General features: G+C 70.4%; 25 protein-coding genes. 13 read left to right on the top strand and 12 right to left on the bottom strand.

What is annotated here, in order from left to right:
* Positions 1-277: 277 nt before the first annotated feature.
* Entirely contained in the window at positions 278-574 is a 297-nt protein-coding gene (locus BN1197_RS08075) for a hypothetical protein (RefSeq protein WP_040158779.1), read from the bottom strand.
* 56 nt (positions 575-630) lie between these two features.
* Between BN1197_RS08075 and BN1197_RS08070 the strand changes: the two genes are divergently transcribed.
* Positions 631-2,814: a twin-arginine translocation signal domain-containing protein gene (locus BN1197_RS08070; protein ID WP_040158257.1), complete on the top strand. Its 2,184-nt coding sequence runs from the start codon at positions 631-633 to the stop codon at positions 2,812-2,814.
* A 96-nt stretch (positions 2,815-2,910) separates the two neighbouring features.
* On the opposite strand, the gene BN1197_RS08065 is transcribed toward BN1197_RS08070, so the two are convergent.
* Positions 2,911-4,686 (bottom strand): 3-hydroxyacyl-CoA dehydrogenase family protein, encoded by a 1,776-nt coding sequence (locus BN1197_RS08065; RefSeq protein WP_040158260.1) that lies wholly within the window; start codon positions 4,684-4,686, stop codon positions 2,911-2,913.
* A 143-nt stretch (positions 4,687-4,829) separates the two neighbouring features.
* Here BN1197_RS08065 and nucS (BN1197_RS08060) point away from each other — a divergent pair, with 143 nt between their 5' ends.
* Entirely contained in the window at positions 4,830-5,534 is a 705-nt protein-coding gene (gene nucS / locus BN1197_RS08060) for an endonuclease NucS (protein ID WP_040158781.1), read from the top strand.
* 233 nt (positions 5,535-5,767) lie between these two features.
* Entirely contained in the window at positions 5,768-7,318 is a 1,551-nt protein-coding gene (locus tag BN1197_RS08055) for a gamma-glutamyltransferase (RefSeq protein WP_040158262.1), read from the top strand.
* 57 nt (positions 7,319-7,375) lie between these two features.
* Here BN1197_RS08055 and BN1197_RS08050 read toward each other — a convergent pair whose 3' ends face one another.
* From BN1197_RS08050 to BN1197_RS08040, 3 genes are all read right to left on the bottom strand, one after another.
* Positions 7,376-7,702 (bottom strand): hypothetical protein, encoded by a 327-nt coding sequence (locus tag BN1197_RS08050; protein ID WP_141397248.1) that lies wholly within the window; start codon positions 7,700-7,702, stop codon positions 7,376-7,378.
* Positions 7,699-8,703, bottom strand: coding sequence for a hypothetical protein (locus BN1197_RS08045; protein ID WP_040158267.1), 1,005 nt, complete (start codon positions 8,701-8,703; stop codon positions 7,699-7,701). Before BN1197_RS08045 ends, BN1197_RS08050 begins: the two co-directional genes overlap by 4 nt.
* A 126-nt stretch (positions 8,704-8,829) precedes the next feature.
* Positions 8,830-10,896: a protein meaA gene (locus BN1197_RS08040; protein ID WP_082043733.1), complete on the bottom strand. Its 2,067-nt coding sequence runs from the start codon at positions 10,894-10,896 to the stop codon at positions 8,830-8,832.
* 124 nt (positions 10,897-11,020) lie between these two features.
* Here BN1197_RS08040 and BN1197_RS08035 point away from each other — a divergent pair, with 124 nt between their 5' ends.
* Entirely contained in the window at positions 11,021-11,662 is a 642-nt protein-coding gene (locus BN1197_RS08035) for a cob(I)yrinic acid a,c-diamide adenosyltransferase (protein ID WP_040158270.1), read from the top strand.
* A gap of 111 nt (positions 11,663-11,773) precedes the next feature.
* On the opposite strand, the gene BN1197_RS08030 is transcribed toward BN1197_RS08035, so the two are convergent.
* From BN1197_RS08030 to BN1197_RS17750, 4 genes are all read right to left on the bottom strand, one after another.
* A complete protein-coding gene (locus tag BN1197_RS08030; RefSeq protein ID WP_040158273.1) occupies positions 11,774-12,238 on the bottom strand; it encodes a DUF2550 family protein in 465 nt (154 codons plus the stop codon).
* Between the two features lie 10 nt (positions 12,239-12,248).
* Entirely contained in the window at positions 12,249-12,509 is a 261-nt protein-coding gene (locus BN1197_RS08025) for a F0F1 ATP synthase subunit epsilon (protein ID WP_040158275.1), read from the bottom strand.
* A 149-nt stretch (positions 12,510-12,658) separates the two neighbouring features.
* A complete protein-coding gene (locus BN1197_RS08020) occupies positions 12,659-13,315 on the bottom strand; it encodes an isochorismatase family protein (protein WP_040158278.1) in 657 nt (218 codons plus the stop codon).
* 121 nt (positions 13,316-13,436) lie between these two features.
* Positions 13,437-14,024: a DUF5996 family protein gene (locus BN1197_RS17750; RefSeq protein WP_052466249.1), complete on the bottom strand. Its 588-nt coding sequence runs from the start codon at positions 14,022-14,024 to the stop codon at positions 13,437-13,439.
* Between BN1197_RS17750 and BN1197_RS17060 the strand changes: the two genes are divergently transcribed.
* The 5 genes from BN1197_RS17060 to BN1197_RS07990 all read left to right on the top strand — a co-directional run bounded on the left by BN1197_RS17060 (position 13,984) and on the right by BN1197_RS07990 (position 17,189).
* On the top strand, positions 13,984-14,595 hold the full coding sequence (locus BN1197_RS17060; RefSeq protein WP_141397249.1) for a hypothetical protein: 612 nt from the start codon (positions 13,984-13,986) through the stop codon (positions 14,593-14,595). The two genes, BN1197_RS17750 and BN1197_RS17060, sit on opposite strands and share 41 nt — an antisense overlap.
* 343 nt (positions 14,596-14,938) lie before the next feature.
* A complete protein-coding gene (locus BN1197_RS17745; RefSeq protein WP_052466249.1) occupies positions 14,939-15,526 on the top strand; it encodes a DUF5996 family protein in 588 nt (195 codons plus the stop codon).
* Positions 15,527-15,647: 121 nt separating this feature from the next.
* Positions 15,648-16,304, top strand: a complete 657-nt coding sequence (locus BN1197_RS08000) for an isochorismatase family protein (RefSeq protein ID WP_040158278.1) — start codon at positions 15,648-15,650, stop codon at positions 16,302-16,304.
* A gap of 149 nt (positions 16,305-16,453) precedes the next feature.
* Positions 16,454-16,714 (top strand): F0F1 ATP synthase subunit epsilon, encoded by a 261-nt coding sequence (locus BN1197_RS07995; RefSeq protein ID WP_040158275.1) that lies wholly within the window; start codon positions 16,454-16,456, stop codon positions 16,712-16,714.
* Positions 16,715-16,724: 10 nt separating this feature from the next.
* The gene (locus BN1197_RS07990; protein ID WP_040158273.1) at positions 16,725-17,189 is read left to right on the top strand and encodes a DUF2550 family protein; all 465 of its coding nucleotides are present in this window, start codon (positions 16,725-16,727) and stop codon (positions 17,187-17,189) included.
* Positions 17,190-17,300: 111 nt separating this feature from the next.
* Here the strand turns inward: BN1197_RS07990 and BN1197_RS07985 are convergent, their stop codons facing one another.
* Positions 17,301-17,942 carry a cob(I)yrinic acid a,c-diamide adenosyltransferase gene (locus BN1197_RS07985; protein ID WP_040158270.1) on the bottom strand — a complete coding sequence of 214 codons (642 nt, stop codon included), beginning with the start codon at positions 17,940-17,942 and terminating at the stop codon, positions 17,301-17,303.
* Between the two features lie 124 nt (positions 17,943-18,066).
* Here BN1197_RS07985 and BN1197_RS07980 point away from each other — a divergent pair, with 124 nt between their 5' ends.
* The 3 genes from BN1197_RS07980 (at position 18,067) to BN1197_RS07970 (ending at position 21,587) form a co-directional block, all read left to right on the top strand.
* Positions 18,067-20,133, top strand: a complete 2,067-nt coding sequence (locus BN1197_RS07980; protein WP_082043733.1) for a protein meaA — start codon at positions 18,067-18,069, stop codon at positions 20,131-20,133.
* A 126-nt stretch (positions 20,134-20,259) separates the two neighbouring features.
* Positions 20,260-21,264, top strand: a complete 1,005-nt coding sequence (locus tag BN1197_RS07975) for a hypothetical protein (RefSeq protein ID WP_040158267.1) — start codon at positions 20,260-20,262, stop codon at positions 21,262-21,264.
* Positions 21,261-21,587, top strand: coding sequence for a hypothetical protein (locus tag BN1197_RS07970; RefSeq protein ID WP_141397248.1), 327 nt, complete (start codon positions 21,261-21,263; stop codon positions 21,585-21,587). Before BN1197_RS07975 ends, BN1197_RS07970 begins: the two co-directional genes overlap by 4 nt.
* A gap of 57 nt (positions 21,588-21,644) precedes the next feature.
* Here the strand turns inward: BN1197_RS07970 and BN1197_RS07965 are convergent, their stop codons facing one another.
* Together BN1197_RS07965 and nucS (BN1197_RS07960) are read right to left on the bottom strand one after the other, a co-directional pair.
* On the bottom strand, positions 21,645-23,195 hold the full coding sequence (locus BN1197_RS07965; RefSeq protein WP_040158262.1) for a gamma-glutamyltransferase: 1,551 nt from the start codon (positions 23,193-23,195) through the stop codon (positions 21,645-21,647).
* Between the two features lie 233 nt (positions 23,196-23,428).
* On the bottom strand, positions 23,429-24,133 hold the full coding sequence (gene nucS, locus BN1197_RS07960; RefSeq protein WP_040158781.1) for an endonuclease NucS: 705 nt from the start codon (positions 24,131-24,133) through the stop codon (positions 23,429-23,431).
* Between the two features lie 143 nt (positions 24,134-24,276).
* On the opposite strand from nucS (BN1197_RS07960), the gene BN1197_RS07955 reads away from it, so the two are divergent.
* A complete protein-coding gene (locus BN1197_RS07955) occupies positions 24,277-26,052 on the top strand; it encodes a 3-hydroxyacyl-CoA dehydrogenase family protein (protein WP_040158260.1) in 1,776 nt (591 codons plus the stop codon).
* Positions 26,053-26,090: the final 38 nt, after the last annotated feature.

The following is a 26,090-nucleotide window of genomic DNA, read 5'->3' as shown; positions in this document are numbered from 1 at the left end:
TCTCTCCCGTCGTCTCGTCGTCTCGTCGTCTCCCGCCGTGACCCCGGCGTAATCCTCACGTGAGCTCGCCCACTGCCTCGTGCGCGAGGGGCGTCGAGTGGCTCACCCTCGCCGAGTCGGGCACATGACCAGGACGTGCGGCGTAGTAGGCTCGGCCGGAGCCGCGCGGCGACGGGCCTTCGCCCACGACCCGGGGCCCGCGCCGCCGATCGATCGACCGGCGCGAATCTTCACGAGTTCTGAACGGCCCGGGGGTGGACGAGTGCGACCACGCGCGTCAGCGGTAGGAGCCTCGCGGTGGTCGTCGATGACGGGCGCGCCAGCACGACGTGTGCCAGTGTCGGCGTCCCGAGACACCCGCTCCGAGGCCGCTCTCGGGCCACACGACGACGTGCGACGACCCTCCGGAGAAGCTCTGCTGGCACCCCGGGCACACGTACCGGCGCCCGGGATCACGGCCCGTCACCTCTCGCACGACCCACGTCGTGCCGTCGAACTGCTCGCGCAACTCTCGGACGAACAGTCCGGGATGCAGGCCCCGCTCGTCGCGGCGGCGTCGGTTGGCTCGTGGCACGACCACATTCTGCCCACCACGGCCCACCGCTCGATCAGCCGTGTCAGGAGGACCCGATGACCGACCCCCGCCTCCCCTCGCGTCGCGACTTCATGCGGACGAGCGCTCTCGCGGCCGGGGCCGTCGCGTTGTTCTCCGGGTGCACCGGGCAGTCCCCCGCGCCGGCCACGTCGACGACCTCCACGACCTCCGCCAGGCCGACCACACCGGCGAGCCCGACGGGTTCTCCCACCCTCGACAACGACTCCTGGGCGCCCAACCCGACGAAGGTCGGAAAGCTGTCGGTCACGGCCTCCCAGCAGGGCGAACAGCTGCTGCTGCACACCCTCGACGGCGATCGGTCGTTCCTCGCCGGCGTCGGTCTCACGGCGGTGCTGCCCGGGCACCTGCCCGAGGACTTCGCGCCCAAGGCCGCCGACTACCGCCGGTGGTTGACGATGATGGGCGAGACCGGCATCCGGGCCGTGCGTCTGGACTCACTGCAGGCGCCCGCCCTCTACGACGAGCTGCTCGCCTACAACAAGGCCCACCCCGACGCCCCGCTCTACCTCGTGCAGGGGGTCACGATCGATGCGCTGCGGGCGCCGGTGGACAAGCCCGCACCCCTCGGCTCGGCGGTGCGCCGGGCCCTCAGCGCCGAGATCGCCGACACGAGTGCGGCGATCCACGGCGACCTCAGCCGCGCGTCCTCGGCGACCGGACCGACGGGGCGATGGCGCAGCGACGTGTCGCGCTGGGTGGCGGCCTGGGTCGTCGGCTCACCCTGGGATCCACGGGTCGTCCTCGCGACCGACCGCGAGAACAAGGCCCGACCGTTCTCCGGCACCTACTTCATCTCGACACCGCAGGCGAGTGCCACGGAGTCGTGGATCGCCGCCCGCATGGACGAACTCGCCACGCACGAGGCGAAGCGGGGCTCGTGTGCCCCCATCGGCGCGGCCAACCACGCCGCCACCGATCCCCTGTCCCACCCCGAGGAGCCGGTCGCGACCGACGACCAGGTGGGCGTCGACGTCAACAACATCGGGGCACGCACGGCGTGGCCTGCCGGAACGTTCGCGGCCTACCGGGCGATGCCGTACGCGCCGATGTTCCTGCGCTACCAGGCCTCCTATCAGACCGGTGACCCCTATCGCGCCTACCTGCTCGACCTGCGCGCGCATCACCAGGGCATGCCGCTGCTCATCACGGAGTTCGGTGTGCCGGCCTCGCTCGGCCAGAGCAGTACCGGCGCCAACGGGCGCACCGAGGGGTTCCTCTCCGAGCAGCAGGCGATGCGCGCGAACGCCGACATGCTGACGATGTTCCGCGAGATCGGCATCGCCGGCGGCCTCCTGCCGTCGTGGACCGACGACTGGTCGGCCACCTCGCCCCCGACCGAGCCGCGGTCGCGCCTCGTCGCCCCGGCGCGACGCGCGCTGTTCCACGACCCGCTGACGAGCGGACAGTGGTTCGGTCTGCTCGCGCACGACTCCGCGCTCGGAGGCACGAAGGTCGTGCACGAGGCGCCGGAGGACGAGATGACGAAGGTCGCCGTCGACCACGACGCCTCGTACTTCTACATCACGTTCTACTTCACACGCCGCGTCACCTCTCCGGTCGACGTGGGCTTCAGCCTCTACGACACGAGCGGTCTGCGCCTGCCCGGCGGCTCGGGCGACGCCGACTACGACGTCGCTCTGCGCCTCGTCCCCACGATGAGCACCGTGACGATGTACGTGCGCCGCACCCTCGACCCGGCGCGTCTCGACGGTCTGCCCACGCTGTACCTTCCCCGCGCCAACCTGCGCGGATGGGTCGTCGAGCAGCTCACCCTCGCGCCGCCGATGGAGGTCCCGGGCCGCCGCAACGCCGTCCCCGCGGAGATGCAGAAGGTCGGCGAGCTCGTCATGGGAACGTGGGACTCCGCGAGCCCGGCGTACACCTCGCTGGCCACGTGGCAGCTCGTGCGCCCCGACCCCGCCCTGCCGATGGAGTGGCGCCTCCGGCTGCCGTGGTCGATGCTCACGTTCGCCGACCCCGCCGGGCGCCAGGGACTCGTCCCCGACCTGGGCGAGCCCTCGCTCGTCCCCGTCACCGGCATGGACGTGATGATCGAGTCGAGCACCCCCGGCAGCCCCGCGAACTTCCACGTCGACGTGCCGGGGTGGAAGTCGGTGCCGCGCACGACCGAACGTCTCAAGAGCGGCATGGACGCCCTGCGCGACGCTCTCGCCGCCACCTCGCGCGCCACGCCCTGAACCGGTCTCGCGCCGGCCGCGCGCGAGAACGTCGACGCCCCGCCACCTCCTCGGAGGTGGCGGGGCGTCGGCATTCCGTGAGCGCGACGGCCCGGCTCAGGCGTACGTGCGGAACCCCCGCTTGGACTTGCGACCGAGATACCCGGCCTTGACCAGGTGCTCGAGCAGCGGGGCCGGAGCGAAGCCGCGCTCGCGGAACTCGAGGTACAGCTCCCTCTGGATGGCGAGCGAGACGTCGAGGCCGACGATGTCGAGCAGCTCGAACGGACCCATCGGATAACCACATCCGGCCTTCATCGCCAGGTCGATGTCGTCGGTGGTCGCGTAGTGCGCCTCGAGCATCTTGATCGCGTCGTTGAGGTAGGGGAACAACAGCGAGTTGACGATGAACCCCGAACGGTCGGCGCACTCGACGCCGCGTTTGCCGATCTTGTCGCACAGGTCGACGATCGTGGCCTCGACGTCGGCGGCGGTCGCGACCGTGGAGACGATCTCGACGAGCTTCATCACCTGCGCCGGGTTGAAGAAGTGCATGCCGATGACGTCGGCCGGGCGGGAGGTGGCGACGGCCACCTCGATGACCGGCAGCGACGAGGTTGTCGTCGCGAGGATCGCACCGGGCTTGCAGATCTCGTCGAGGTTCTCGAACATCGCCTGCTTGGTCGAGAGCTCCTCGCTGATGGCCTCGTCGACGATGTCGACGTCGGCCAGGGTCTCGAGGGAGTCGCTCGTCGTGATCGACGCGATCGCCTTCTCGCGCACCTCGTCGGTGAGCTTGCCGCGCTGCACGGCCTTGGCGAGCGACTTCTGGATCGCGCCGTAGGCCTCCTCCACGCGTCCCTTGTGCCGCGAGACCATCTGCACCGGGTAGCCGGCCTTGGCGAAGACCTCGGCGATCCCGGTGGCCATCGTGCCGCTGCCGACCACGCCGACCTTGTGAATCGGGCGGATGCCCTTGCCGTCGGCTGCGGGCCTGGGCGTCTGCGGGTCGTCGACCACCTTGCCGGAGCCGGGCTTCTCGTAGGTGTAGAACCCGCGACCGGTCTTGCGGCCCAACAGACCCGCGGTGATCATCTGCTTGAGCATCGGCGCGGGCGCGTGGAGCTTGTCGCGCCCCTCCTTGTAGATCGTGTCGAGCACGGCGTACGCCACGTCGAGACCGATGAGGTCGAGCAGCGCGAGCGGCCCCATGGGCAGGCCGCAGCCGAGCGTCATCGCGGCGTCGATGTCCTCGCGGCTCGCGTATTTATTCTCGTACATCATGACGGCCCGGTTGAGGTAGGCGAGCAGCAGACGGTTGGCGATGAAGCCGGCCTGGTCGCCGACGACGACGGGCTCCTTGCCGAGCTTCTCGGCGAGCGCACGCACGTCTTCGAGCACGTCGGGCGAGGTGATGACCGTCGCGATGATCTCGACGAGCTTCTGCACCGGGGCGGGGTTGAAGAAGTGGAGGCCGATGACACGGCTCGGGTCCTTCGTCGCCGTCGCGATGTCGGTGACCGAGAGGCTGGAGGTGTTCGTCGCGAGGATCGCGTCGTCTCCGACGATGCCGTCGAGCGTGGTGAACACCGACCGCTTGATGTCGAGGCTTTCGGGCACCGCCTCGATGACCAGCCCGCAGTCGGCGAGCGCCGACATGTCGTCGGTCGTCGTGACCCGGCCGAGCAGCGCCGCCTGATCCTCCTCGGACATCTTGCCGCGCTGCACCGCGCGGCCCGTGGAGTTCTCGAGGTGGCCCCGCCCGCGCTCGACGGCCGCGGCGTTCATCTCGACGCCGACCACCTCGAACCCGCTGCGGGCACACACCTCGACGATTCCGGCACCCATCGTGCCGAGTCCGATCACACCGATCTTCGTGATTTCGCGAGCCATGCCCGGAGTCTTCCAGACCGCGCGACGTCGTGGCCCGGTTCCGCTCCTGTGGCACTCGGCACGTCAGTCGATCGCCACCGGTCGATCGCCACCGACCGATCGCCACCGCCCCCGCGGTGTCGCCGGGGGTTAGGGTGTGCGGCGTGCGTCTGGTCATCGCGAAGTGCAGTGTCGATTACGAGGGCCGTCTGGCGGCCCACCTTCCGCTCGCGACGCGGTTGTTGCTGGTCAAGGCCGACGGGTCGGTGCTCGTCCACAGCGACGGCGGCTCCTACAAGCCGCTCAACTGGATGTCGCCGCCGTGCGCGACGGCCGAGATCGAGCCCGACGAGAGCGAGCGGGCCGACGGGGTCGAGACGGTGTGGGTCGTGCAGCACGCCAAGAGCGACGGACGGCTGCGCATCCGCATCCACGAGGTGCTCCACGACTCCAGTCACGAGCTCGGCGTCGATCCCGGCCTGGTCAAGGACGGCGTCGAGGCCCACCTGCAGAAGCTGCTCGCCGAGCACATCCACACCCTCGGCGACGGCTACCGGCTCGTGCGCCGCGAGTACATGACCGCGATCGGGCCGGTCGACATCCTCTGCCGCGACGCCGACGGCGTCCACGTCGCCGTGGAGATCAAGCGGCGGGGAGAGATCGACGGGGTCGAGCAGCTCACGCGCTACCTCGAGCTCATGAACCGCGATCCGCACCTCGTCACCGGCGGCCCGGTGCAGGGCGTCTTCGCCGCCCAGGAGATCAAGCCCCAGGCCAGGACTCTGGCCACCGACCGCGGCATCCGCTGCGTCACCCTCGACTACGACGCGTTGCGCGGCATCGACGACGTCACGGGCCGCCTGTTCTGAGATCACGAGTCCCCCTCCTCGCCGAGACAGGCGCTTTCGTCGTCTGCCGACACCGGCGAGGACAGGTCGCGCCGAAGGGGACCTGAGAAGCAGAAGCCGTCTCCGGCGCCGGTGAAGAACCGTCGTCCCCCGCACCGTCGTATCCCGCTGCTGGTGGCACACTGGCGTCCACCCGCCACGCGGGAGCCCCTCCCACCGCTTGGACACCGGGGTCGGAAGAACGAGGAAACACGATGACACGTCGGCAGGTCGCCGTCGCCACGCCGGCACACGAGGCCGCGGAGGCCGCCATGGCCGTCGTCGAGGCGGGTGGCAACGCCGTGGACGCGGCGATCGCGGCGATCTGCGTCGCGTGCGTCACCGAGGTCGGCATCGTCAGCCCGATGGGCGGCGCGTACGTCAACATCTGGGCTCCCAGGGAGCAACCGATCGTGCTCGACGGGTACGTCGAGATGCCGGGCCGCGGACGTCCGGCCGAGTGGTTCGGCACCGGACTGCGCGAATTCTGGATGGACTACTACGGCGGGATGACGGTCAACGGCGGTCATGGCTCGGTGGCGACTCCGGGGATGTTCGCCGCCCTCGACGAGGCGTCGACGCGGTGGGGAGCGCTGCCCTGGCGCGAGTTGGTCGCGCCCGCGGCCCACGTGGCGCGCAACGGGTGGGCCGCCGGGCCTTCCGCCGTGTTCTACCTCGAGGCCTCCGGCGGCAACCTCTTCGCGTTCGATCCCGGCACACGCGCGTTCATGACCCAGGGCGGCGGGGAGTACCCCGAGCTCGGCGACATCGTGCGTTCGAGCGAGCTCGCCGACTCCCTCGACACCATCGGCCGCGACGGTGCCGCCACCCTCTACACCGGCGAGATCGCGCACGTCATCGCCGCGGACATGGACGCCAACGGTGGTCTGCTCGGGCTTGAGGACCTGGCCTCCTACCGCACCGTCGCTCGCCCACCCCTGCGCACCCGGCTGCTGGACTGGGACGTGGCCGCCAACCCCGCCCCCTCGATCGGCGGCCCGGTGCTCACCGCGATGCTGCGCCTGCTCGCCGACCGGCGCGCGACGCGCGGACGTACCGACGCCTCCGACATCATCGACATCCAGTACGCCGTGCTCGACTACCGGCGTCGCGCCATCGACGCGGCCGAGGACCTCGAGATCGCCGGCCAGGAACTCCTGCGCGCGCTGCACGAACTCGGGCCGGAGGGCCTCGCGGCGGTGTCGAGTTCCCCGGAGACCATCCACGTCTCGGCGATCGACGACACGGGCCTCGCGTGCTCCATCACGACCTCGGCGGGGTACGGCTCGGGGGTCACCGTGCCGGGTACCGGGCTCATGCTCAACAACGCACTCGGCGAGCCCGAGCTCAACCGCCGCGGTCTGCACGCGCTCGCGCCGGGCACGCGGCTCGCGTCGAACATGACCCCGACGACCGCACGGCGCGACGACGGCACCCGACTCGCGATCGGCAGTCCCGGCGCCGACCGCATCACCACCGCGCTCATGCAGGTCATCGGCGGCGTGTGCCTCGACCAGAAATCGCTGCAGGAGGCGATCGACCAGCCCCGCCTGCACGTGGCGTTCGACGACGCCGGTGACGCCCGGGTGGAGTACGAGGCGGGCCCCGGTGTCACCCCAGCGGTCGAGGCAAGCCCGTTCCCGGGTGCCGCTCATGACCGGATCGCCATGTACTTCGGCGGGGTCGGCGCCGCCGGTCTGCGTCCCGACGGCACCCTGGTCGCCGCCGGTGACCCCCGGCGCACCGCCGCCACCGCGATCGGCTGACGCGGACCGGCTCGAGCGGCCGGGTGGTCGCGTGGTCGCGTGGTCAGGGTGGTCGGGCTACCGGCGGTCCACCCGCTCGATGCTGCGGCCGTCGGCGTCGATCCGGACCACGAGCTCGTCGCTCGGGTCGTGCACCGGTGGCGAGACCACGCCGGGCAGGACGAGGACGTGAAGTCCTCGGTAGAGATCCGAGAGCTCGACGAGCACGACGTCGAGGGGTCGGTCCTCGTCGAGCTCCGCCACCTCGACGTTCGCTCCCTCCGGGCGCCGTTCGGCGGCCGCATGCACGGCGGCGATCGGTGCTCCGTGGACGAGGTCGTGACGCTCCGGTGTCACGCCGGGCCCGACGACGTGGAACGTCGCCGGGCATTGGAGGTCACTCACGAAGTCCGCACCCCCGTCGCCGGGACGACGGTGGCGCGCACCGAGTCGGCCCACGCGGGCTGCCGCACCACCGGCTCCACGACATCTGCAGCCACCTGCGCGCGCGAGCGCGTGGCCATCCGGTCGGCCTCGGCCAGCACCTCCGGCGAGACGTCGGGGGCGATCTTTCGTGCGAACGGCGCCGCGGACGTGCGTCGGATCCGCTCGAGCGCCTCGAGGTCGAGCCACCGTGGACTCGGGCTCCAGGGCTCCCACACCTTGGCCGTCGTCGCCGCGAACGCGACCCGCAGCGACGGGTCGTCGCAGACGATCGACGGCACGGTCCACTCGTCGGGGATACGCACACCGCGGAAGTACTCCCCCACCCGGGGGTCGGCGTGGTCACGATGCAGGAGCGCGTCGATCGCCATCGCGCTCAACGTGATCCACTGGGCGCACTTCACCGGCAACAGAGGGGGACGCTGCGACCCGCGAGGGACGCCGACCCAGATCCTCGGCTCGCCGGGCTTGACGAGGACACGCGCGGGCGAGAAGGCGCCGAGGCGTACGGTCGCGCGCCGGAGGAGCGCTTCGTCGCCCCGCAACGCCGCGGGCGGCGTGATGATCGACCAACGAAGCTCGTGATCCGCGGGCTGCTCGGCCGACGCATCGAGCAGCGCGTCGGCGCCGAGGGCATCGACCTCGGCCTCCCAGTCCGCCAGATCGCGGATCGGGTAGTCCTGCCCCGAGACGAGCACGGCGTGGTCGCACCCGGTCAACGCCCTGGCCACGGAGAATCCCTCGAGCGCCGCGTCGACGAGGGACTGGTCACCCCACCTCGTGGGAATGCGGCTGACGAACCGCCGCCCACCGGCCTCGGTGACGGATGCGGCGTCGAGGAATTCCGGATCCCGAAAGCGGACGAGCACCTCGCTCCCCGGGCTCAGGCTCCTGACACGGCGGACGAGCCGAAGCACACCCGCGGGGTCGGTATGGCACATGAGCACGTAACAGAACGACATGGGATCTCTCCGGCGTGCGGTAGCGAGGGCCGGTGTCGAGGCGCACCGGCACGGTCAGAGCGTAGGCGCATCGAGGCGGTCGCGCGTCAAGGACGACGATGGGCGCGGCCAGCCAGTGTCGCGGAGTCAGCCGCTGAGGGCCGGTGCCGTCGTCAGGCCGTGGCGTTCGCGGATGACCTCGACGATGTGGCCGATCGAGGTCGTGAGGTCGTGGTGCTTGGGGGTGAAGACCTCGCTGACGCCCATGGCCCGCAGTCGCGCGGCGTCGGACTCCGGGATGATCCCGCCGACGATGACCGGCACGTCACCCGCGCCCGCGGCCTTGAGTCCCTCGACGATCTCGGGAACGAGCTCCATGTGCGAGCCCGAGAGGATCGAGACCCCGACCGCGTGGACGTCCTCGTCGACCGCGGCGCGCACGATCTGCGCGGGGGTGAGGCGGATGCCCTGGTAGACGACCTCGAACCCCGCGTCGCGCGCCCGGACGGCGACCTGTTCGGCGCCGTTGGAGTGGCCGTCGAGGCCGGGCTTGCCGACGAGGAAGCGCAGGCGGGTGCCCATCTCCTCGCCCGTCTTCGCGACGAGGTCGCGCACGGCGGCGAGCGTGCTGCCCGCCTCCGCCTCGCCCACGCCGACGCTGCCGGAGACACCGGTGGCCGCGCGGTACTCGCCGAACACGTCCCGCAGCGCCTGGGCCCACTCCCCCGTGGTGACGCCCGCCCGGGCGCACCGCAGCGACGCGGGCATGAGGTTGACCTGCTCGTTCGCCGCGTCCTCACGAAGCTGCGCGAGTGCGGCCTGGGCCTCGGCCTTCTTCTCGGGGTCGGCGTCGCGGGTCTCACGCCAGGTGCGCACGGCCTCGGCGGCAGCGTTCTCGACGGCGGCATCGACGGTCTGGATCGCGGTGTCGAGATCGGCGGTGAGCGGGCTGGGCTCGGTCGTCGTGAACTTGTTGATGCCGACGACGACGTCCTCACCCGACTCGATGCGCTGACGACGGCGGGCGTGCGAGGCGACGAGCTCGGTCTTCATGTACCCGGACTCGACGGCGGCGACCGCCCCGCCCATCTCCTCGATGCGCCGCATCTCGGCCTTGGCGCCCTCCACGATCTCGGCGACCTTGGCCTCGACCACCGGCGAGCCGTCGAACAGGTCGTCGTACTCGAGAAGGTCGGACTCGAATGCGAGCACCTGCTGCAGACGCAGGCTCCACTGCTGGTCCCACGGGCGCGGCAGGCCGAGCGCCTCGTTCCACGCCGGAAGCTGGACGGCGCGGGCGCGAGCGTTCTTGCTCAGCGTGACCGCGAGCATCTCGAGCACGATGCGCTGGACGTTGTTCTCGGGCTGGGTCTCGGTGAGCCCGAGCGAGTTGACCTGCACGCCGTAACGGAACCGGCGGTGCTTGGGATCCTGGACGCCGTAGCGCTCCCGGGTGAGCTCGTCCCACAGCTCGACGAAGGCGCGCATCTTGCACATCTCCTCGATGAACCGCACGCCCGCGTTGACGAAGAAGCTGATGCGCGCGACGACGTCGCCGAACTTCTCCTGCGGCACCTCGCCGCGCTCACGCACGGTGTCGAGCACCTCGATCGCCGTGGCCATGGCGAACGCGACCTCCTGGACGGGGGTCGCGCCGGCCTCCTGCAGGTGGTAGCTGCAGATGTTGACCGGGTTCCACTTGGGCATCGTGGAGACCGTGTACGCGATCGTGTCGGCGGTGAGCCGCAGCGACGGCGCGGGCGGGAACACGTGGGTGCCGCGTGAGAGGTACTCCTTGATGATGTCGTTCTGGGTCGTGCCGGCGAGCTTGGCCACGTCGGCCGTGACCTCCTCGCCCGTGCGGCCCGCGGCCTCGGCCTGTTGTTCGGCCACGACCTGATACATCGCGAGCAGCCACATCGCGGTCGCGTTGATCGTCATCGACGTGTTCATCTCGGCCAGCGGGATGCCGTCGAACAACGCCGCCATGTCGCCGATGTGCGAGATCGGGACCCCCACCTTGCCGACCTCACCGCGCGAGAGCTCGTGATCGGGGTCGTAGCCGGTCTGCGTGGGCAGGTCGAAGGCCACCGAGAGCCCCGTCTGCCCCTTCTCGAGGTTGCGGCGGTAGAGCTCGTTGCTCGCGGTGGCACTGCTGTGCCCCGCGTACGTGCGCATCACCCACGGCCGGTCGCGTTCACCCGTTGCACCCATAGCAGTGAAGGTAGCGGGGCCGGGTGAGCGAGCGGGACGACTCGCGCCGGTGACTCGCCTCACGTCCGGCGATCGGTCTCCGCCTCACCCCTGCGGCGGCGCCGCGGTCTGAGACGATCGGGCCATGGTCAACATCACACGCGTCTACACGCGCACGGGCGACGACGGCACGACTCACCTCGGCGATTTCAGCCGCACGAGCAAGACCGATCCCCGCCTCGCGGCCTACGCCGACGCGAACGAGGCCAACGCCGCGATCGGCATCGCGGTCGCGGCCGGTGACCTGCCCGAGGAGGTTCGTGCGACGCTGACCCGGGTCCAGAACGACCTCTTCGACGTGGGCGCCGACCTGTGCAACCCGCTCGTCGACGGCGAGGAGAGCGCGGAGTACCCGCCGCTGCGCGTCAAGGCCGAGTGGATCGACGAGCTCGAGGCCGACTGCGACCGCTACAACGAACAGGTCGAGAAGCTGCGCTCGTTCATCCTGCCCGGCGGCACCCCCGGTTCGGCCTATCTGCACCTCGCCTGCACGATCACCCGCCGCGCCGAACGCTCGACGTGGGCCGCGATCCACGCCTACGGCGACACCCCGGCGGCAGCGGCCAAGGACCCCGAGCACCCCGGCGGCGTCAACATCCTCACGGCCAAGTACCTCAACCGACTCTCGGACCTGCTGTTCATCCTCGCCCGGGTCGCGAACGTCGGCCGCGGCGGGGACGTGCTCTGGCAACCGGGCGGTGGGCGGGAGACACCGGCGAAGAAGTGAGGCCGCGCCGTCGCTGCAGCGACAAGGGATGACGTCGGCGAGAGATGACGCCGGTCAGGGGCCGCCATGAGAGACCGACGTGAGCGACCGAGGTGAGCGCGCCCGGCGGGCTCAGAGCGGCCAGTCGGGAACGGGCGGAGCGGATTCGACCCAGTAGCGCAGAGCCGTGTACTGCACCGGGCCTAGGGCGAGGTCGAAGGTCATCGTCGTGCCGGCCTCCGTGGTGCCCACCGTTCGCACCCGGCGGCCGCGGCCCTGGAGGTCGATGACGCTCGCGAGACCGGCGTCCTCCTCCAGCATCGAGATGGCGCTGATGTCGATCGTGCGGCGCTCCCACGTGCGAGCCGGACGCAGAGTCCAGCCGAAGAGCGGAAAGACCTGCAGTGTGGTCGCGTTCATGCGCAGGAGCGCGGGACGCCAGCGCGCGGCGCGGTCGCTGCGGTAGCCGCACATGACGACGTCGCCCTCGTGAGAGATGAGCCGACGCCGAGCGTAGACGAAGAGGACCAGCAGGAGGACGAGCAGGACGAGCCCGGCCACGATGATCTCGACGACCTCCGCGGTGGGGCTCTGCATACCTGTCGGCTCAGCGAGAGGAGACGGTCTCGGAGACGATCCTCACGACATCGCTGTCGACCGAGAGGAACCCACCGTCGACGACGAAGGCCTGGCTACCCGAGCCACCGCCCTCGATGCGCACCTCACCCTCGCGCAGCACGGTGAGCAGCGGCGCGTGGCTGGGGAGGATGCCGATGTCGCCCTCGACAGCGCGCGCGACGACACGCTCGGCGTCGCCCTCCCAGACCTTGCCGTCTGCGGCGACGAACTCGACATGCAGCTGACCCACGTGAGACCCCTTCGAAGCTCGGTGTTGGCGGCGAGTCTACCCGGCCGCCAGGACCGACCCGGGCCGGTCCGACGGGTGGGCGCCGAGGATGCGTCGCACCGTCGAGACGCGGCTGTCGCTGCTCGACTGCGGTCGCAGCTCGACGGCGGTCACTGCTTGAAGAGGTCGCCGCTCTCGTCGCCGATCTCACGCTTACGGCTGAAGTAGTCGTTGATGATCGTGCGGAACCGATCGGCGTCGGGACGGGCCCAGTTGCGCATGAGCTCACAGCCGAACGCCAGCGACGTCACCGGGTGCGCACCGGCCTGGACCATGCGGGTGATCGCGGTGTCGTGGGAGACGGTCGAGACACCGCCGACCGCGTCGATCACCGGGTAGATCTCGTAGCCCTCGTCGAGCATGTCGAGGGTGGGGAACGCGAGGCAGACCTCGGTCCACAGCCCGGCCATGACGATCGTCTTGCGGCCGGTGGCCTCGACTGCGGCTCGAAAGTCGGCGTCCTCCCACGAGTTCACGCCGGTGCGGTCGATCTGCTCCACACCGGACAGTTCGTTCATGATCTCGGGAACGGTGGCCTCGTTGACCCCCATGTCGACCGCAACCGTGGTGGCGACGGTCGGCACCTCGTAGGCGTGCGCCAGCTTCGCCAGCGTCACGGCACCGAGGTCGATCTGGGCCCTGGTGGCCGACCCCACCGTCGCGTACTGCCCCGGCTGGAAGTCGATGAAGACGATCGCGCAGTTCTGCGGCGTCAGGAGGTGGCCGTTCTGCGGGTCGCGGACGGGCTCGGGCTGGGTCTTGGGCATCGGGGTCTCCTACTGGGGTCGTGGGTCTGTGTCGTCCGAGTCGAGCGGCGGAAGCGTTCAGGTGCGAGCGGGTGGGGCCATCTGAGGCGGAGGGTCGGCCCCTGGCACGTGTGATCGCCGGTCAGGAGCGGCCGGGCCAGACGTAGCTGGCCGGGCCGGAGACGTGGGCGTCGAGTCGGTGGGGATCGAGGTCGAGGGCCTGCCGATTCCACACGCCGTTGTCGGCGGCGAGCGCGTAGGCGCGGTCGAGGAACGACAGGAGCATCGCGTCGGGGTCATCGGCGGTGCGCACGGTCTCGTAGGGCAGGATCCACTCCCCGAGGGACTCGTCGAACGTCGCGGGTGAGAGATCGGCGTCGGTGTACCCGTCGGGTTGGGGAACGGCGTAGGCATAGAACGACCCCTCGGCCGAACCACCGGGCCAGAAGCCGACGGCGGCGTTCTCCTCGTTCTCGGCCTCGGCCATGACCCACTCCGGACAGTTCGGAGGAGCCCCGCCCTCCCACGCGGGGGCGGGCCGGCCGGAGAAGCGTGTCGCCGACAGATCCATCGAGCCCCAGAAGAGCTGGACCGGGCTCGCCTTGCCACCGAAACCGGCTCGGTGGGCCTCGAAGACGTTCTGGGGTCTGCGCGAGTTCGATCGCTCGTTCGCGAAGCGACTCGAGGAGGTGGCCGCCCTGATCGATCCGTGCGACGCCGACCCCGACACTCCCCTGGTGCTCCTGCCGGTCCGGTTGGAGACGCGCTACGCCACCGAGGATCGACGTCCGGTCCTGAAGGTCCGTATCTATCCCGACGAGATCCACGTCGACGACCTGGTTCGCGGTCTGACCGACGAAGAGGCTGCGGCCGGGCAGGCGTTCTGGAGGAGCGTCTGGACCGATCCCGCTTCGGAGACGGCCTTTCCGGCGCTGGTCGCCGCCACCATGCCCGACCGCGCCGAGTGGGTCGCCCATGCCACCCGCCCGGTCAACCTGGATCAGCGCGGTGCGCTCGCTCCGGTCTTCCCGGACACTCTTCCGCGCGGATCACGCAACGTGGTGGCCCGGGCGCTACCGGATCGCTTCGTCGTCTTCGCGGTGCAGGACGGGGTGGTCCGCCGCGAACTGGGCCGACCGATCCCGCCGGATCTGCCTCTCACGCCCATTCCCATGCCGGGTGACGACGTCGTCACCCGGCATGGGAATGGGCGTGAGAGGCAGATCCGGCGGGATCGGTCGGCCCAGTTCGCGGCGGACCACCCCGTCCTGCACCGCGAAGACGACGAAGCGATCCGGTAGCGCCCGGGCCACCACGTTGCGTGATCCGCGCGGAAGAGTGTCCGGGAAGACCGGAGCGAGCGCACCGCGCTGATCCAGGTTGACCGGGCGGGTGGCATGGGCGACCCACTCGGCGCGGTCGGGCATGGTGGCGGCGACCAGCGCCGGAAAGGCCGTCTCCGAAGCGGGATCGGTCCAGACGCTCCTCCAGAACGCCTGCCCGGCCGCAGCCTCTTCGTCGGTCAGACCGCGAACCAGGTCGTCGACGTGGATCTCGTCGGGATAGATACGGACCTTCAGGACCGGACGTCGATCCTCGGTGGCGTAGCGCGTCTCCAACCGGACCGGCAGGAGCACCAGGGGAGTGTCGGGGTCGGCGTCGCACGGATCGATCAGGGCGGCCACCTCCTCGAGTCGCTTCGCGAACGAGCGATCGAACTCGCGCAGACCCCAGAACGTCTTCGAGGCCCACCGAGCCGGTTTCGGTGGCAAGGCGAGCCCGGTCCAGCTCTTCTGGGGCTCGATGGATCTGTCGGCGACACGCTTCTCCGGCCGGCCCGCCCCCGCGTGGGAGGGCGGGGCTCCTCCGAACTGTCCGGAGTGGGTCATGGCCGAGGCCGAGAACGAGGAGAACGCCGCCGTCGGCTTCTGGCCCGGTGGTTCGGCCGAGGGGTCGTTCTATGCCTACGCCGTTCCCCAACCCGACGGGTACACCGACGCCGATCTCTCACCCGCGACGTTCGACGAGTCCCTCGGGGAGTGGATCCTGCCCTACGAGACCGTGCGCACCGCCGATGACCCCGACGCGATGCTCCTGTCGTTCCTCGACCGCGCCTACGCGCTCGCCGCCGACAACGGCGTGTGGAATCGGCAGGCCCTCGACCTCGATCCCCACCGACTCGACGCCCACGTCTCCGGCCCGGCCAGCTACGTCTGGCCCGGCCGCTCCTGACCGGCGATCACACGTGCCAGGGGCCGACCCTCCGCCTCAGATGGCCCCACCCGCTCGCACCTGAACGCTTCCGCCGCTCGACTCGGACGACACAGACCCACGACCCCAGTAGGAGACCCCGATGCCCAAGACCCAGCCCGAGCCCGTCCGCGACCCGCAGAACGGCCACCTCCTGACGCCGCAGAACTGCGCGATCGTCTTCATCGACTTCCAGCCGGGGCAGTACGCGACGGTGGGGTCGGCCACCAGGGCCCAGATCGACCTCGGTGCCGTGACGCTGGCGAAGCTGGCGCACGCCTACGAGGTGCCGACCGTCGCCACCACGGTTGCGGTCGACATGGGGGTCAACGAGGCCACCGTTCCCGAGATCATGAACGAACTGTCCGGTGTGGAGCAGATCGACCGCACCGGCGTGAACTCGTGGGAGGACGCCGACTTTCGAGCCGCAGTCGAGGCCACCGGCCGCAAGACGATCGTCATGGCCGGGCTGTGGACCGAGGTCTGCCTCGCGTTCCCCACCCTCGACATGCTCGACGAGGGCTACGAGATCTACCCGGTGATCGACGCGGTCGGCGGTGTCTCGACCGTCTCCCACGACACCGCGATCACCCGCATGGTCCAGGCCGGTGCGCACCCGGTGACGTCGCTGGCGTTCGGCTGTGAGCTCATGCGCAACTGGGCCCGTCCCGACGCCGATCGGTTCCGCACGATCATCAACGACTACTTCAGCCGTAAGCGTGAGATCGGCGACGAGAGCGGCGACCTCTTCAAGCAGTGACCGCCGTCGAGCTGCGACCGCAGTCGAGCAGCGACAGCCGCGTCTCGACGGTGCGACGCATCCTCGGCGCCCACCCGTCGGACCGGCCCGGGTCGGTCCTGGCGGCCGGGTAGACTCGCCGCCAACACCGAGCTTCGAAGGGGTCTCACGTGGGTCAGCTGCATGTCGAGTTCGTCGCCGCAGACGGCAAGGTCTGGGAGGGCGACGCCGAGCGTGTCGTCGCGCGCGCTGTCGAGGGCGACATCGGCATCCTCCCCAGCCACGCGCCGCTGCTCACCGTGCTGCGCGAGGGTGAGGTGCGCATCGAGGGCGGTGGCTCGGGTAGCCAGGCCTTCGTCGTCGACGGTGGGTTCCTCTCGGTCGACAGCGATGTCGTGAGGATCGTCTCCGAGACCGTCTCCTCTCGCTGAGCCGACAGGTATGCAGAGCCCCACCGCGGAGGTCGTCGAGATCATCGTGGCCGGGCTCGTCCTGCTCGTCCTCCTGCTGGTCCTCTTCGTCTACGCTCGGCGTCGGCTCATCTCTCACGAGGGCGACGTCGTCATGTGCGGCTACCGCAGCGACCGCGCCGCGCGCTGGCGTCCCGCGCTCCTGCGCATGAACGCGACCACACTGCAGGTCTTTCCGCTCTTCGGCTGGACTCTGCGTCCGGCTCGCACGTGGGAGCGCCGCACGATCGACATCAGCGCCATCTCGATGCTGGAGGAGGACGCCGGTCTCGCGAGCGTCATCGACCTCCAGGGCCGCGGCCGCCGGGTGCGAACGGTGGGCACCACGGAGGCCGGCACGACGATGACCTTCGACCTCGCCCTAGGCCCGGTGCAGTACACGGCTCTGCGCTACTGGGTCGAATCCGCTCCGCCCGTTCCCGACTGGCCGCTCTGAGCCCGCCGGGCGCGCTCACCTCGGTCGCTCACGTCGGTCTCTCATGGCGGCCCCTGACCGGCGTCATCTCTCGCCGACGTCATCCCTTGTCGCTGCAGCGACGGCGCGGCCTCACTTCTTCGCCGGTGTCTCCCGCCCACCGCCCGGTTGCCAGAGCACGTCCCCGCCGCGGCCGACGTTCGCGACCCGGGCGAGGATGAACAGCAGGTCCGAGAGTCGGTTGAGGTACTTGGCCGTGAGGATGTTGACGCCGCCGGGGTGCTCGGGGTCCTTGGCCGCTGCCGCCGGGGTGTCGCCGTAGGCGTGGATCGCGGCCCACGTCGAGCGTTCGGCGCGGCGGGTGATCGTGCAGGCGAGGTGCAGATAGGCCGAACCGGGGGTGCCGCCGGGCAGGATGAACGAGCGCAGCTTCTCGACCTGTTCGTTGTAGCGGTCGCAGTCGGCCTCGAGCTCGTCGATCCACTCGGCCTTGACGCGCAGCGGCGGGTACTCCGCGCTCTCCTCGCCGTCGACGAGCGGGTTGCACAGGTCGGCGCCCACGTCGAAGAGGTCGTTCTGGACCCGGGTCAGCGTCGCACGAACCTCCTCGGGCAGGTCACCGGCCGCGACCGCGATGCCGATCGCGGCGTTGGCCTCGTTCGCGTCGGCGTAGGCCGCGAGGCGGGGATCGGTCTTGCTCGTGCGGCTGAAATCGCCGAGGTGAGTCGTGCCGTCGTCGCCCGTGCGCGTGTAGACGCGTGTGATGTTGACCATGGCCCGATCGTCTCAGACCGCGGCGCCGCCGCAGGGGTGAGGCGGAGACCGATCGCCGGACGTGAGGCGAGTCACCGGCGCGAGTCGTCCCGCTCGCTCACCCGGCCCCGCTACCTTCACTGCTATGGGTGCAACGGGTGAACGCGACCGGCCGTGGGTGATGCGCACGTACGCGGGGCACAGCAGTGCCACCGCGAGCAACGAGCTCTACCGCCGCAACCTCGAGAAGGGGCAGACGGGGCTCTCGGTGGCCTTCGACCTGCCCACGCAGACCGGCTACGACCCCGATCACGAGCTCTCGCGCGGTGAGGTCGGCAAGGTGGGGGTCCCGATCTCGCACATCGGCGACATGGCGGCGTTGTTCGACGGCATCCCGCTGGCCGAGATGAACACGTCGATGACGATCAACGCGACCGCGATGTGGCTGCTCGCGATGTATCAGGTCGTGGCCGAACAACAGGCCGAGGCCGCGGGCCGCACGGGCGAGGAGGTCACGGCCGACGTGGCCAAGCTCGCCGGCACGACCCAGAACGACATCATCAAGGAGTACCTCTCACGCGGCACCCACGTGTTCCCGCCCGCGCCGTCGCTGCGGCTCACCGCCGACACGATCGCGTACACGGTCTCCACGATGCCCAAGTGGAACCCGGTCAACATCTGCAGCTACCACCTGCAGGAGGCCGGCGCGACCCCCGTCCAGGAGGTCGCGTTCGCCATGGCCACGGCGATCGAGGTGCTCGACACCGTGCGTGAGCGCGGCGAGGTGCCGCAGGAGAAGTTCGGCGACGTCGTCGCGCGCATCAGCTTCTTCGTCAACGCGGGCGTGCGGTTCATCGAGGAGATGTGCAAGATGCGCGCCTTCGTCGAGCTGTGGGACGAGCTCACCCGGGAGCGCTACGGCGTCCAGGATCCCAAGCACCGCCGGTTCCGTTACGGCGTGCAGGTCAACTCGCTCGGGCTCACCGAGACCCAGCCCGAGAACAACGTCCAGCGCATCGTGCTCGAGATGCTCGCGGTCACGCTGAGCAAGAACGCTCGCGCCCGCGCCGTCCAGCTTCCGGCGTGGAACGAGGCGCTCGGCCTGCCGCGCCCGTGGGACCAGCAGTGGAGCCTGCGTCTGCAGCAGGTGCTCGCATTCGAGTCCGACCTTCTCGAGTACGACGACCTGTTCGACGGCTCGCCGGTGGTCGAGGCCAAGGTCGCCGAGATCGTGGAGGGCGCCAAGGCCGAGATGCGGCGCATCGAGGAGATGGGCGGGGCGGTCGCCGCCGTCGAGTCCGGGTACATGAAGACCGAGCTCGTCGCCTCGCACGCCCGCCGTCGTCAGCGCATCGAGTCGGGTGAGGACGTCGTCGTCGGCATCAACAAGTTCACGACGACCGAGCCCAGCCCGCTCACCGCCGATCTCGACACCGCGATCCAGACCGTCGATGCCGCCGTCGAGAACGCTGCCGCCGAGGCCGTGCGCACCTGGCGTGAGACCCGCGACGCCGACCCCGAGAAGAAGGCCGAGGCCCAGGCCGCACTCGCGCAGCTTCGTGAGGACGCGGCGAACGAGCAGGTCAACCTCATGCCCGCGTCGCTGCGGTGCGCCCGGGCGGGCGTCACCACGGGGGAGTGGGCCCAGGCGCTGCGGGACGTGTTCGGCGAGTACCGCGCGGCCACCGGTGTCTCCGGCAGCGTCGGCGTGGGCGAGGCGGAGGCGGGCAGCACGCTCGCCGCCGTGCGCGACCTCGTCGCGAAGACGGGCGAGGAGATGGGCACCCGCCTGCGCTTCCTCGTCGGCAAGCCCGGCCTCGACGGCCACTCCAACGGCGCCGAACAGGTCGCCGTCCGGGCGCGCGACGCGGGGTTCGAGGTCGTCTACCAGGGCATCCGCCTCACCCCCGCGCAGATCGTGCGCGCCGCGGTCGACGAGGACGTCCACGCGGTCGGGGTCTCGATCCTCTCGGGCTCGCACATGGAGCTCGTTCCCGAGATCGTCGAGGGACTCAAGGCCGCGGGCGCGGGTGACGTGCCGGTCATCGTCGGCGGGATCATCCCGGAGTCCGACGCCGCGCGACTGCGGGCCATGGGCGTCAGCGAGGTCTTCACCCCCAAGCACCACGACCTCACGACCTCGATCGGCCACATCGTCGAGGTCATCCGCGAACGCCACGGCCTGACGACGGCACCGGCCCTCAGCGGCTGACTCCGCGACACTGGCTGGCCGCGCCCATCGTCGTCCTTGACGCGCGACCGCCTCGATGCGCCTACGCTCTGACCGTGCCGGTGCGCCTCGACACCGGCCCTCGCTACCGCACGCCGGAGAGATCCCATGTCGTTCTGTTACGTGCTCATGTGCCATACCGACCCCGCGGGTGTGCTTCGGCTCGTCCGCCGTGTCAGGAGCCTGAGCCCGGGGAGCGAGGTGCTCGTCCGCTTTCGGGATCCGGAATTCCTCGACGCCGCATCCGTCACCGAGGCCGGTGGGCGGCGGTTCGTCAGCCGCATTCCCACGAGGTGGGGTGACCAGTCCCTCGTCGACGCGGCGCTCGAGGGATTCTCCGTGGCCAGGGCGTTGACCGGGTGCGACCACGCCGTGCTCGTCTCGGGGCAGGACTACCCGATCCGCGATCTGGCGGACTGGGAGGCCGAGGTCGATGCCCTCGGCGCCGACGCGCTGCTCGATGCGTCGGCCGAGCAGCCCGCGGATCACGAGCTTCGTTGGTCGATCATCACGCCGCCCGCGGCGTTGCGGGGCGACGAAGCGCTCCTCCGGCGCGCGACCGTACGCCTCGGCGCCTTCTCGCCCGCGCGTGTCCTCGTCAAGCCCGGCGAGCCGAGGATCTGGGTCGGCGTCCCTCGCGGGTCGCAGCGTCCCCCTCTGTTGCCGGTGAAGTGCGCCCAGTGGATCACGTTGAGCGCGATGGCGATCGACGCGCTCCTGCATCGTGACCACGCCGACCCCCGGGTGGGGGAGTACTTCCGCGGTGTGCGTATCCCCGACGAGTGGACCGTGCCGTCGATCGTCTGCGACGACCCGTCGCTGCGGGTCGCGTTCGCGGCGACGACGGCCAAGGTGTGGGAGCCCTGGAGCCCGAGTCCACGGTGGCTCGACCTCGAGGCGCTCGAGCGGATCCGACGCACGTCCGCGGCGCCGTTCGCACGAAAGATCGCCCCCGACGTCTCGCCGGAGGTGCTGGCCGAGGCCGACCGGATGGCCACGCGCTCGCGCGCGCAGGTGGCTGCAGATGTCGTGGAGCCGGTGGTGCGGCAGCCCGCGTGGGCCGACTCGGTGCGCGCCACCGTCGTCCCGGCGACGGGGGTGCGGACTTCGTGAGTGACCTCCAATGCCCGGCGACGTTCCACGTCGTCGGGCCCGGCGTGACACCGGAGCGTCACGACCTCGTCCACGGAGCACCGATCGCCGCCGTGCATGCGGCCGCCGAACGGCGCCCGGAGGGAGCGAACGTCGAGGTGGCGGAGCTCGACGAGGACCGACCCCTCGACGTCGTGCTCGTCGAGCTCTCGGATCTCTACCGAGGACTTCACGTCCTCGTCCTGCCCGGCGTGGTCTCGCCACCGGTGCACGACCCGAGCGACGAGCTCGTGGTCCGGATCGACGCCGACGGCCGCAGCATCGAGCGGGTGGACCGCCGGTAGCCCGACCACCCTGACCACGCGACCACGCGACCACCCGGCCGCTCGAGCCGGTCCGCGTCAGCCGATCGCGGTGGCGGCGGTGCGCCGGGGGTCACCGGCGGCGACCAGGGTGCCGTCGGGACGCAGACCGGCGGCGCCGACCCCGCCGAAGTACATGGCGATCCGGTCATGAGCGGCACCCGGGAACGGGCTTGCCTCGACCGCTGGGGTGACACCGGGGCCCGCCTCGTACTCCACCCGGGCGTCACCGGCGTCGTCGAACGCCACGTGCAGGCGGGGCTGGTCGATCGCCTCCTGCAGCGATTTCTGGTCGAGGCACACGCCGCCGATGACCTGCATGAGCGCGGTGGTGATGCGGTCGGCGCCGGGACTGCCGATCGCGAGTCGGGTGCCGTCGTCGCGCCGTGCGGTCGTCGGGGTCATGTTCGACGCGAGCCGCGTGCCCGGCGCGAGCGCGTGCAGACCGCGGCGGTTGAGCTCGGGCTCGCCGAGTGCGTTGTTGAGCATGAGCCCGGTACCCGGCACGGTGACCCCCGAGCCGTACCCCGCCGAGGTCGTGATGGAGCACGCGAGGCCCGTGTCGTCGATCGCCGAGACGTGGATGGTCTCCGGGGAACTCGACACCGCCGCGAGGCCCTCCGGCCCGAGTTCGTGCAGCGCGCGCAGGAGTTCCTGGCCGGCGATCTCGAGGTCCTCGGCCGCGTCGATGGCGCGACGCCGGTAGTCGAGCACGGCGTACTGGATGTCGATGATGTCGGAGGCGTCGGTACGTCCGCGCGTCGCGCGCCGGTCGGCGAGCAGGCGCAGCATCGCGGTGAGCACCGGGCCGCCGATCGAGGGGGCGGGGTTGGCGGCCACGTCCCAGTCCAGCAGCCGGGTGCGCAGGGGTGGGCGAGCGACGGTGCGGTAGGAGGCCAGGTCCTCAAGCCCGAGCAGACCACCGTTGGCGTCCATGTCCGCGGCGATGACGTGCGCGATCTCGCCGGTGTAGAGGGTGGCGGCACCGTCGCGGCCGATGGTGTCGAGGGAGTCGGCGAGCTCGCTCGAACGCACGATGTCGCCGAGCTCGGGGTACTCCCCGCCGCCCTGGGTCATGAACGCGCGTGTGCCGGGATCGAACGCGAAGAGGTTGCCGCCGGAGGCCTCGAGGTAGAACACGGCGGAAGGCCCGGCGGCCCACCCGTTGCGCGCCACGTGGGCCGCGGGCGCGACCAACTCGCGCCAGGGCAGCGCTCCCCACCGCGTCGACGCCTCGTCGAGGGCGGCGAACATCCCCGGAGTCGCCACCGAGCCATGACCGCCGTTGACCGTCATCCCGCCGTAGTAGTCCATCCAGAATTCGCGCAGTCCGGTGCCGAACCACTCGGCCGGACGTCCGCGGCCCGGCATCTCGACGTACCCGTCGAGCACGATCGGTTGCTCCCTGGGAGCCCAGATGTTGACGTACGCGCCGCCCATCGGGCTGACGATGCCGACCTCGGTGACGCACGCGACGCAGATCGCCGCGATCGCCGCGTCCACGGCGTTGCCACCCGCCTCGACGACGGCCATGGCGGCCTCCGCGGCCTCGTGTGCCGGCGTGGCGACGGCGACCTGCCGACGTGTCATCGTGTTTCCTCGTTCTTCCGACCCCGGTGTCCAAGCGGTGGGAGGGGCTCCCGCGTGGCGGGTGGACGCCAGTGTGCCACCAGCAGCGGGATACGACGGTGCGGGGGACGACGGTTCTTCACCGGCGCCGGAGACGGCTTCTGCTTCTCAGGTCCCCTTCGGCGCGACCTGTCCTCGCCGGTGTCGGCAGACGACGAAAGCGCCTGTCTCGGCGAGGAGGGGGACTCGTGATCTCAGAACAGGCGGCCCGTGACGTCGTCGATGCCGCGCAACGCGTCGTAGTCGAGGGTGACGCAGCGGATGCCGCGGTCGGTGGCCAGAGTCCTGGCCTGGGGCTTGATCTCCTGGGCGGCGAAGACGCCCTGCACCGGGCCGCCGGTGACGAGGTGCGGATCGCGGTTCATGAGCTCGAGGTAGCGCGTGAGCTGCTCGACCCCGTCGATCTCTCCCCGCCGCTTGATCTCCACGGCGACGTGGACGCCGTCGGCGTCGCGGCAGAGGATGTCGACCGGCCCGATCGCGGTCATGTACTCGCGGCGCACGAGCCGGTAGCCGTCGCCGAGGGTGTGGATGTGCTCGGCGAGCAGCTTCTGCAGGTGGGCCTCGACGCCGTCCTTGACCAGGCCGGGATCGACGCCGAGCTCGTGACTGGAGTCGTGGAGCACCTCGTGGATGCGGATGCGCAGCCGTCCGTCGCTCTTGGCGTGCTGCACGACCCACACCGTCTCGACCCCGTCGGCCCGCTCGCTCTCGTCGGGCTCGATCTCGGCCGTCGCGCACGGCGGCGACATCCAGTTGAGCGGCTTGTAGGAGCCGCCGTCGCTGTGGACGAGCACCGACCCGTCGGCCTTGACCAGCAACAACCGCGTCGCGAGCGGAAGGTGGGCCGCCAGACGGCCCTCGTAATCGACACTGCACTTCGCGATGACCAGACGCACGCCGCACACCCTAACCCCCGGCGACACCGCGGGGGCGGTGGCGATCGGTCGGTGGCGATCGACCGGTGGCGATCGACTGACGTGCCGAGTGCCACAGGAGCGGAACCGGGCCACGACGTCGCGCGGTCTGGAAGACTCCGGGCATGGCTCGCGAAATCACGAAGATCGGTGTGATCGGACTCGGCACGATGGGTGCCGGAATCGTCGAGGTGTGTGCCCGCAGCGGGTTCGAGGTGGTCGGCGTCGAGATGAACGCCGCGGCCGTCGAGCGCGGGCGGGGCCACCTCGAGAACTCCACGGGCCGCGCGGTGCAGCGCGGCAAGATGTCCGAGGAGGATCAGGCGGCGCTGCTCGGCCGGGTCACGACGACCGACGACATGTCGGCGCTCGCCGACTGCGGGCTGGTCATCGAGGCGGTGCCCGAAAGCCTCGACATCAAGCGGTCGGTGTTCACCACGCTCGACGGCATCGTCGGAGACGACGCGATCCTCGCGACGAACACCTCCAGCCTCTCGGTCACCGACATCGCGACGGCGACGAAGGACCCGAGCCGTGTCATCGGCCTCCACTTCTTCAACCCCGCCCCGGTGCAGAAGCTCGTCGAGATCATCGCGACGGTCATCACCTCGCCCGACGTGCTCGAAGACGTGCGTGCGCTCGCCGAGAAGCTCGGCAAGGAGCCCGTCGTCGTCGGCGACCAGGCCGGCTTCATCGCCAACCGTCTGCTGCTCGCCTACCTCAACCGGGCCGTCATGATGTACGAGAATAAATACGCGAGCCGCGAGGACATCGACGCCGCGATGACGCTCGGCTGCGGCCTGCCCATGGGGCCGCTCGCGCTGCTCGACCTCATCGGTCTCGACGTGGCGTACGCCGTGCTCGACACGATCTACAAGGAGGGGCGCGACAAGCTCCACGCGCCCGCGCCGATGCTCAAGCAGATGATCACCGCGGGTCTGTTGGGCCGCAAGACCGGTCGCGGGTTCTACACCTACGAGAAGCCCGGCTCCGGCAAGGTGGTCGACGACCCGCAGACGCCCAGGCCCGCAGCCGACGGCAAGGGCATCCGCCCGATTCACAAGGTCGGCGTGGTCGGCAGCGGCACGATGGCCACCGGGATCGCCGAGGTCTTCGCCAAGGCCGGCTACCCGGTGCAGATGGTCTCGCGGCACAAGGGACGCGTGGAGGAGGCCTACGGCGCGATCCAGAAGTCGCTCGCCAAGGCCGTGCAGCGCGGCAAGCTCACCGACGAGGTGCGCGAGAAGGCGATCGCGTCGATCACGACGAGCGACTCCCTCGAGACCCTGGCCGACGTCGACATCGTCGACGAGGCCATCAGCGAGGAGCTCTCGACCAAGCAGGCGATGTTCGAGAACCTCGACGAGATCTGCAAGCCCGGTGCGATCCTCGCGACGACAACCTCGTCGCTGCCGGTCATCGAGGTGGCCGTCGCCACCTCCCGCCCGGCCGACGTCATCGGCATGCACTTCTTCAACCCGGCGCAGGTGATGAAGCTCGTCGAGATCGTCTCCACGGTCGCGACCGCCGCCGACGTCGAGGCCACGATCGTCGACCTGTGCGACAAGATCGGCAAACGCGGCGTCGAGTGCGCCGACCGTTCGGGGTTCATCGTCAACTCGCTGTTGTTCCCCTACCTCAACGACGCGATCAAGATGCTCGAGGCGCACTACGCGACCACCGACGACATCGACCTGGCGATGAAGGCCGGATGTGGTTATCCGATGGGTCCGTTCGAGCTGCTCGACATCGTCGGCCTCGACGTCTCGCTCGCCATCCAGAGGGAGCTGTACCTCGAGTTCCGCGAGCGCGGCTTCGCTCCGGCCCCGCTGCTCGAGCACCTGGTCAAGGCCGGGTATCTCGGTCGCAAGTCCAAGCGGGGGTTCCGCACGTACGCCTGAGCCGGGCCGTCGCGCTCACGGAATGCCGACGCCCCGCC

Origin of the sequence: Mobilicoccus massiliensis (genome assembly GCF_000826525.2) — a bacterium.
Lineage (GTDB): Bacteria > Actinomycetota > Actinomycetes > Actinomycetales > Dermatophilaceae > Mobilicoccus > Mobilicoccus massiliensis.
This window is presented reverse-complemented; position numbering and strand designations above follow the sequence as displayed.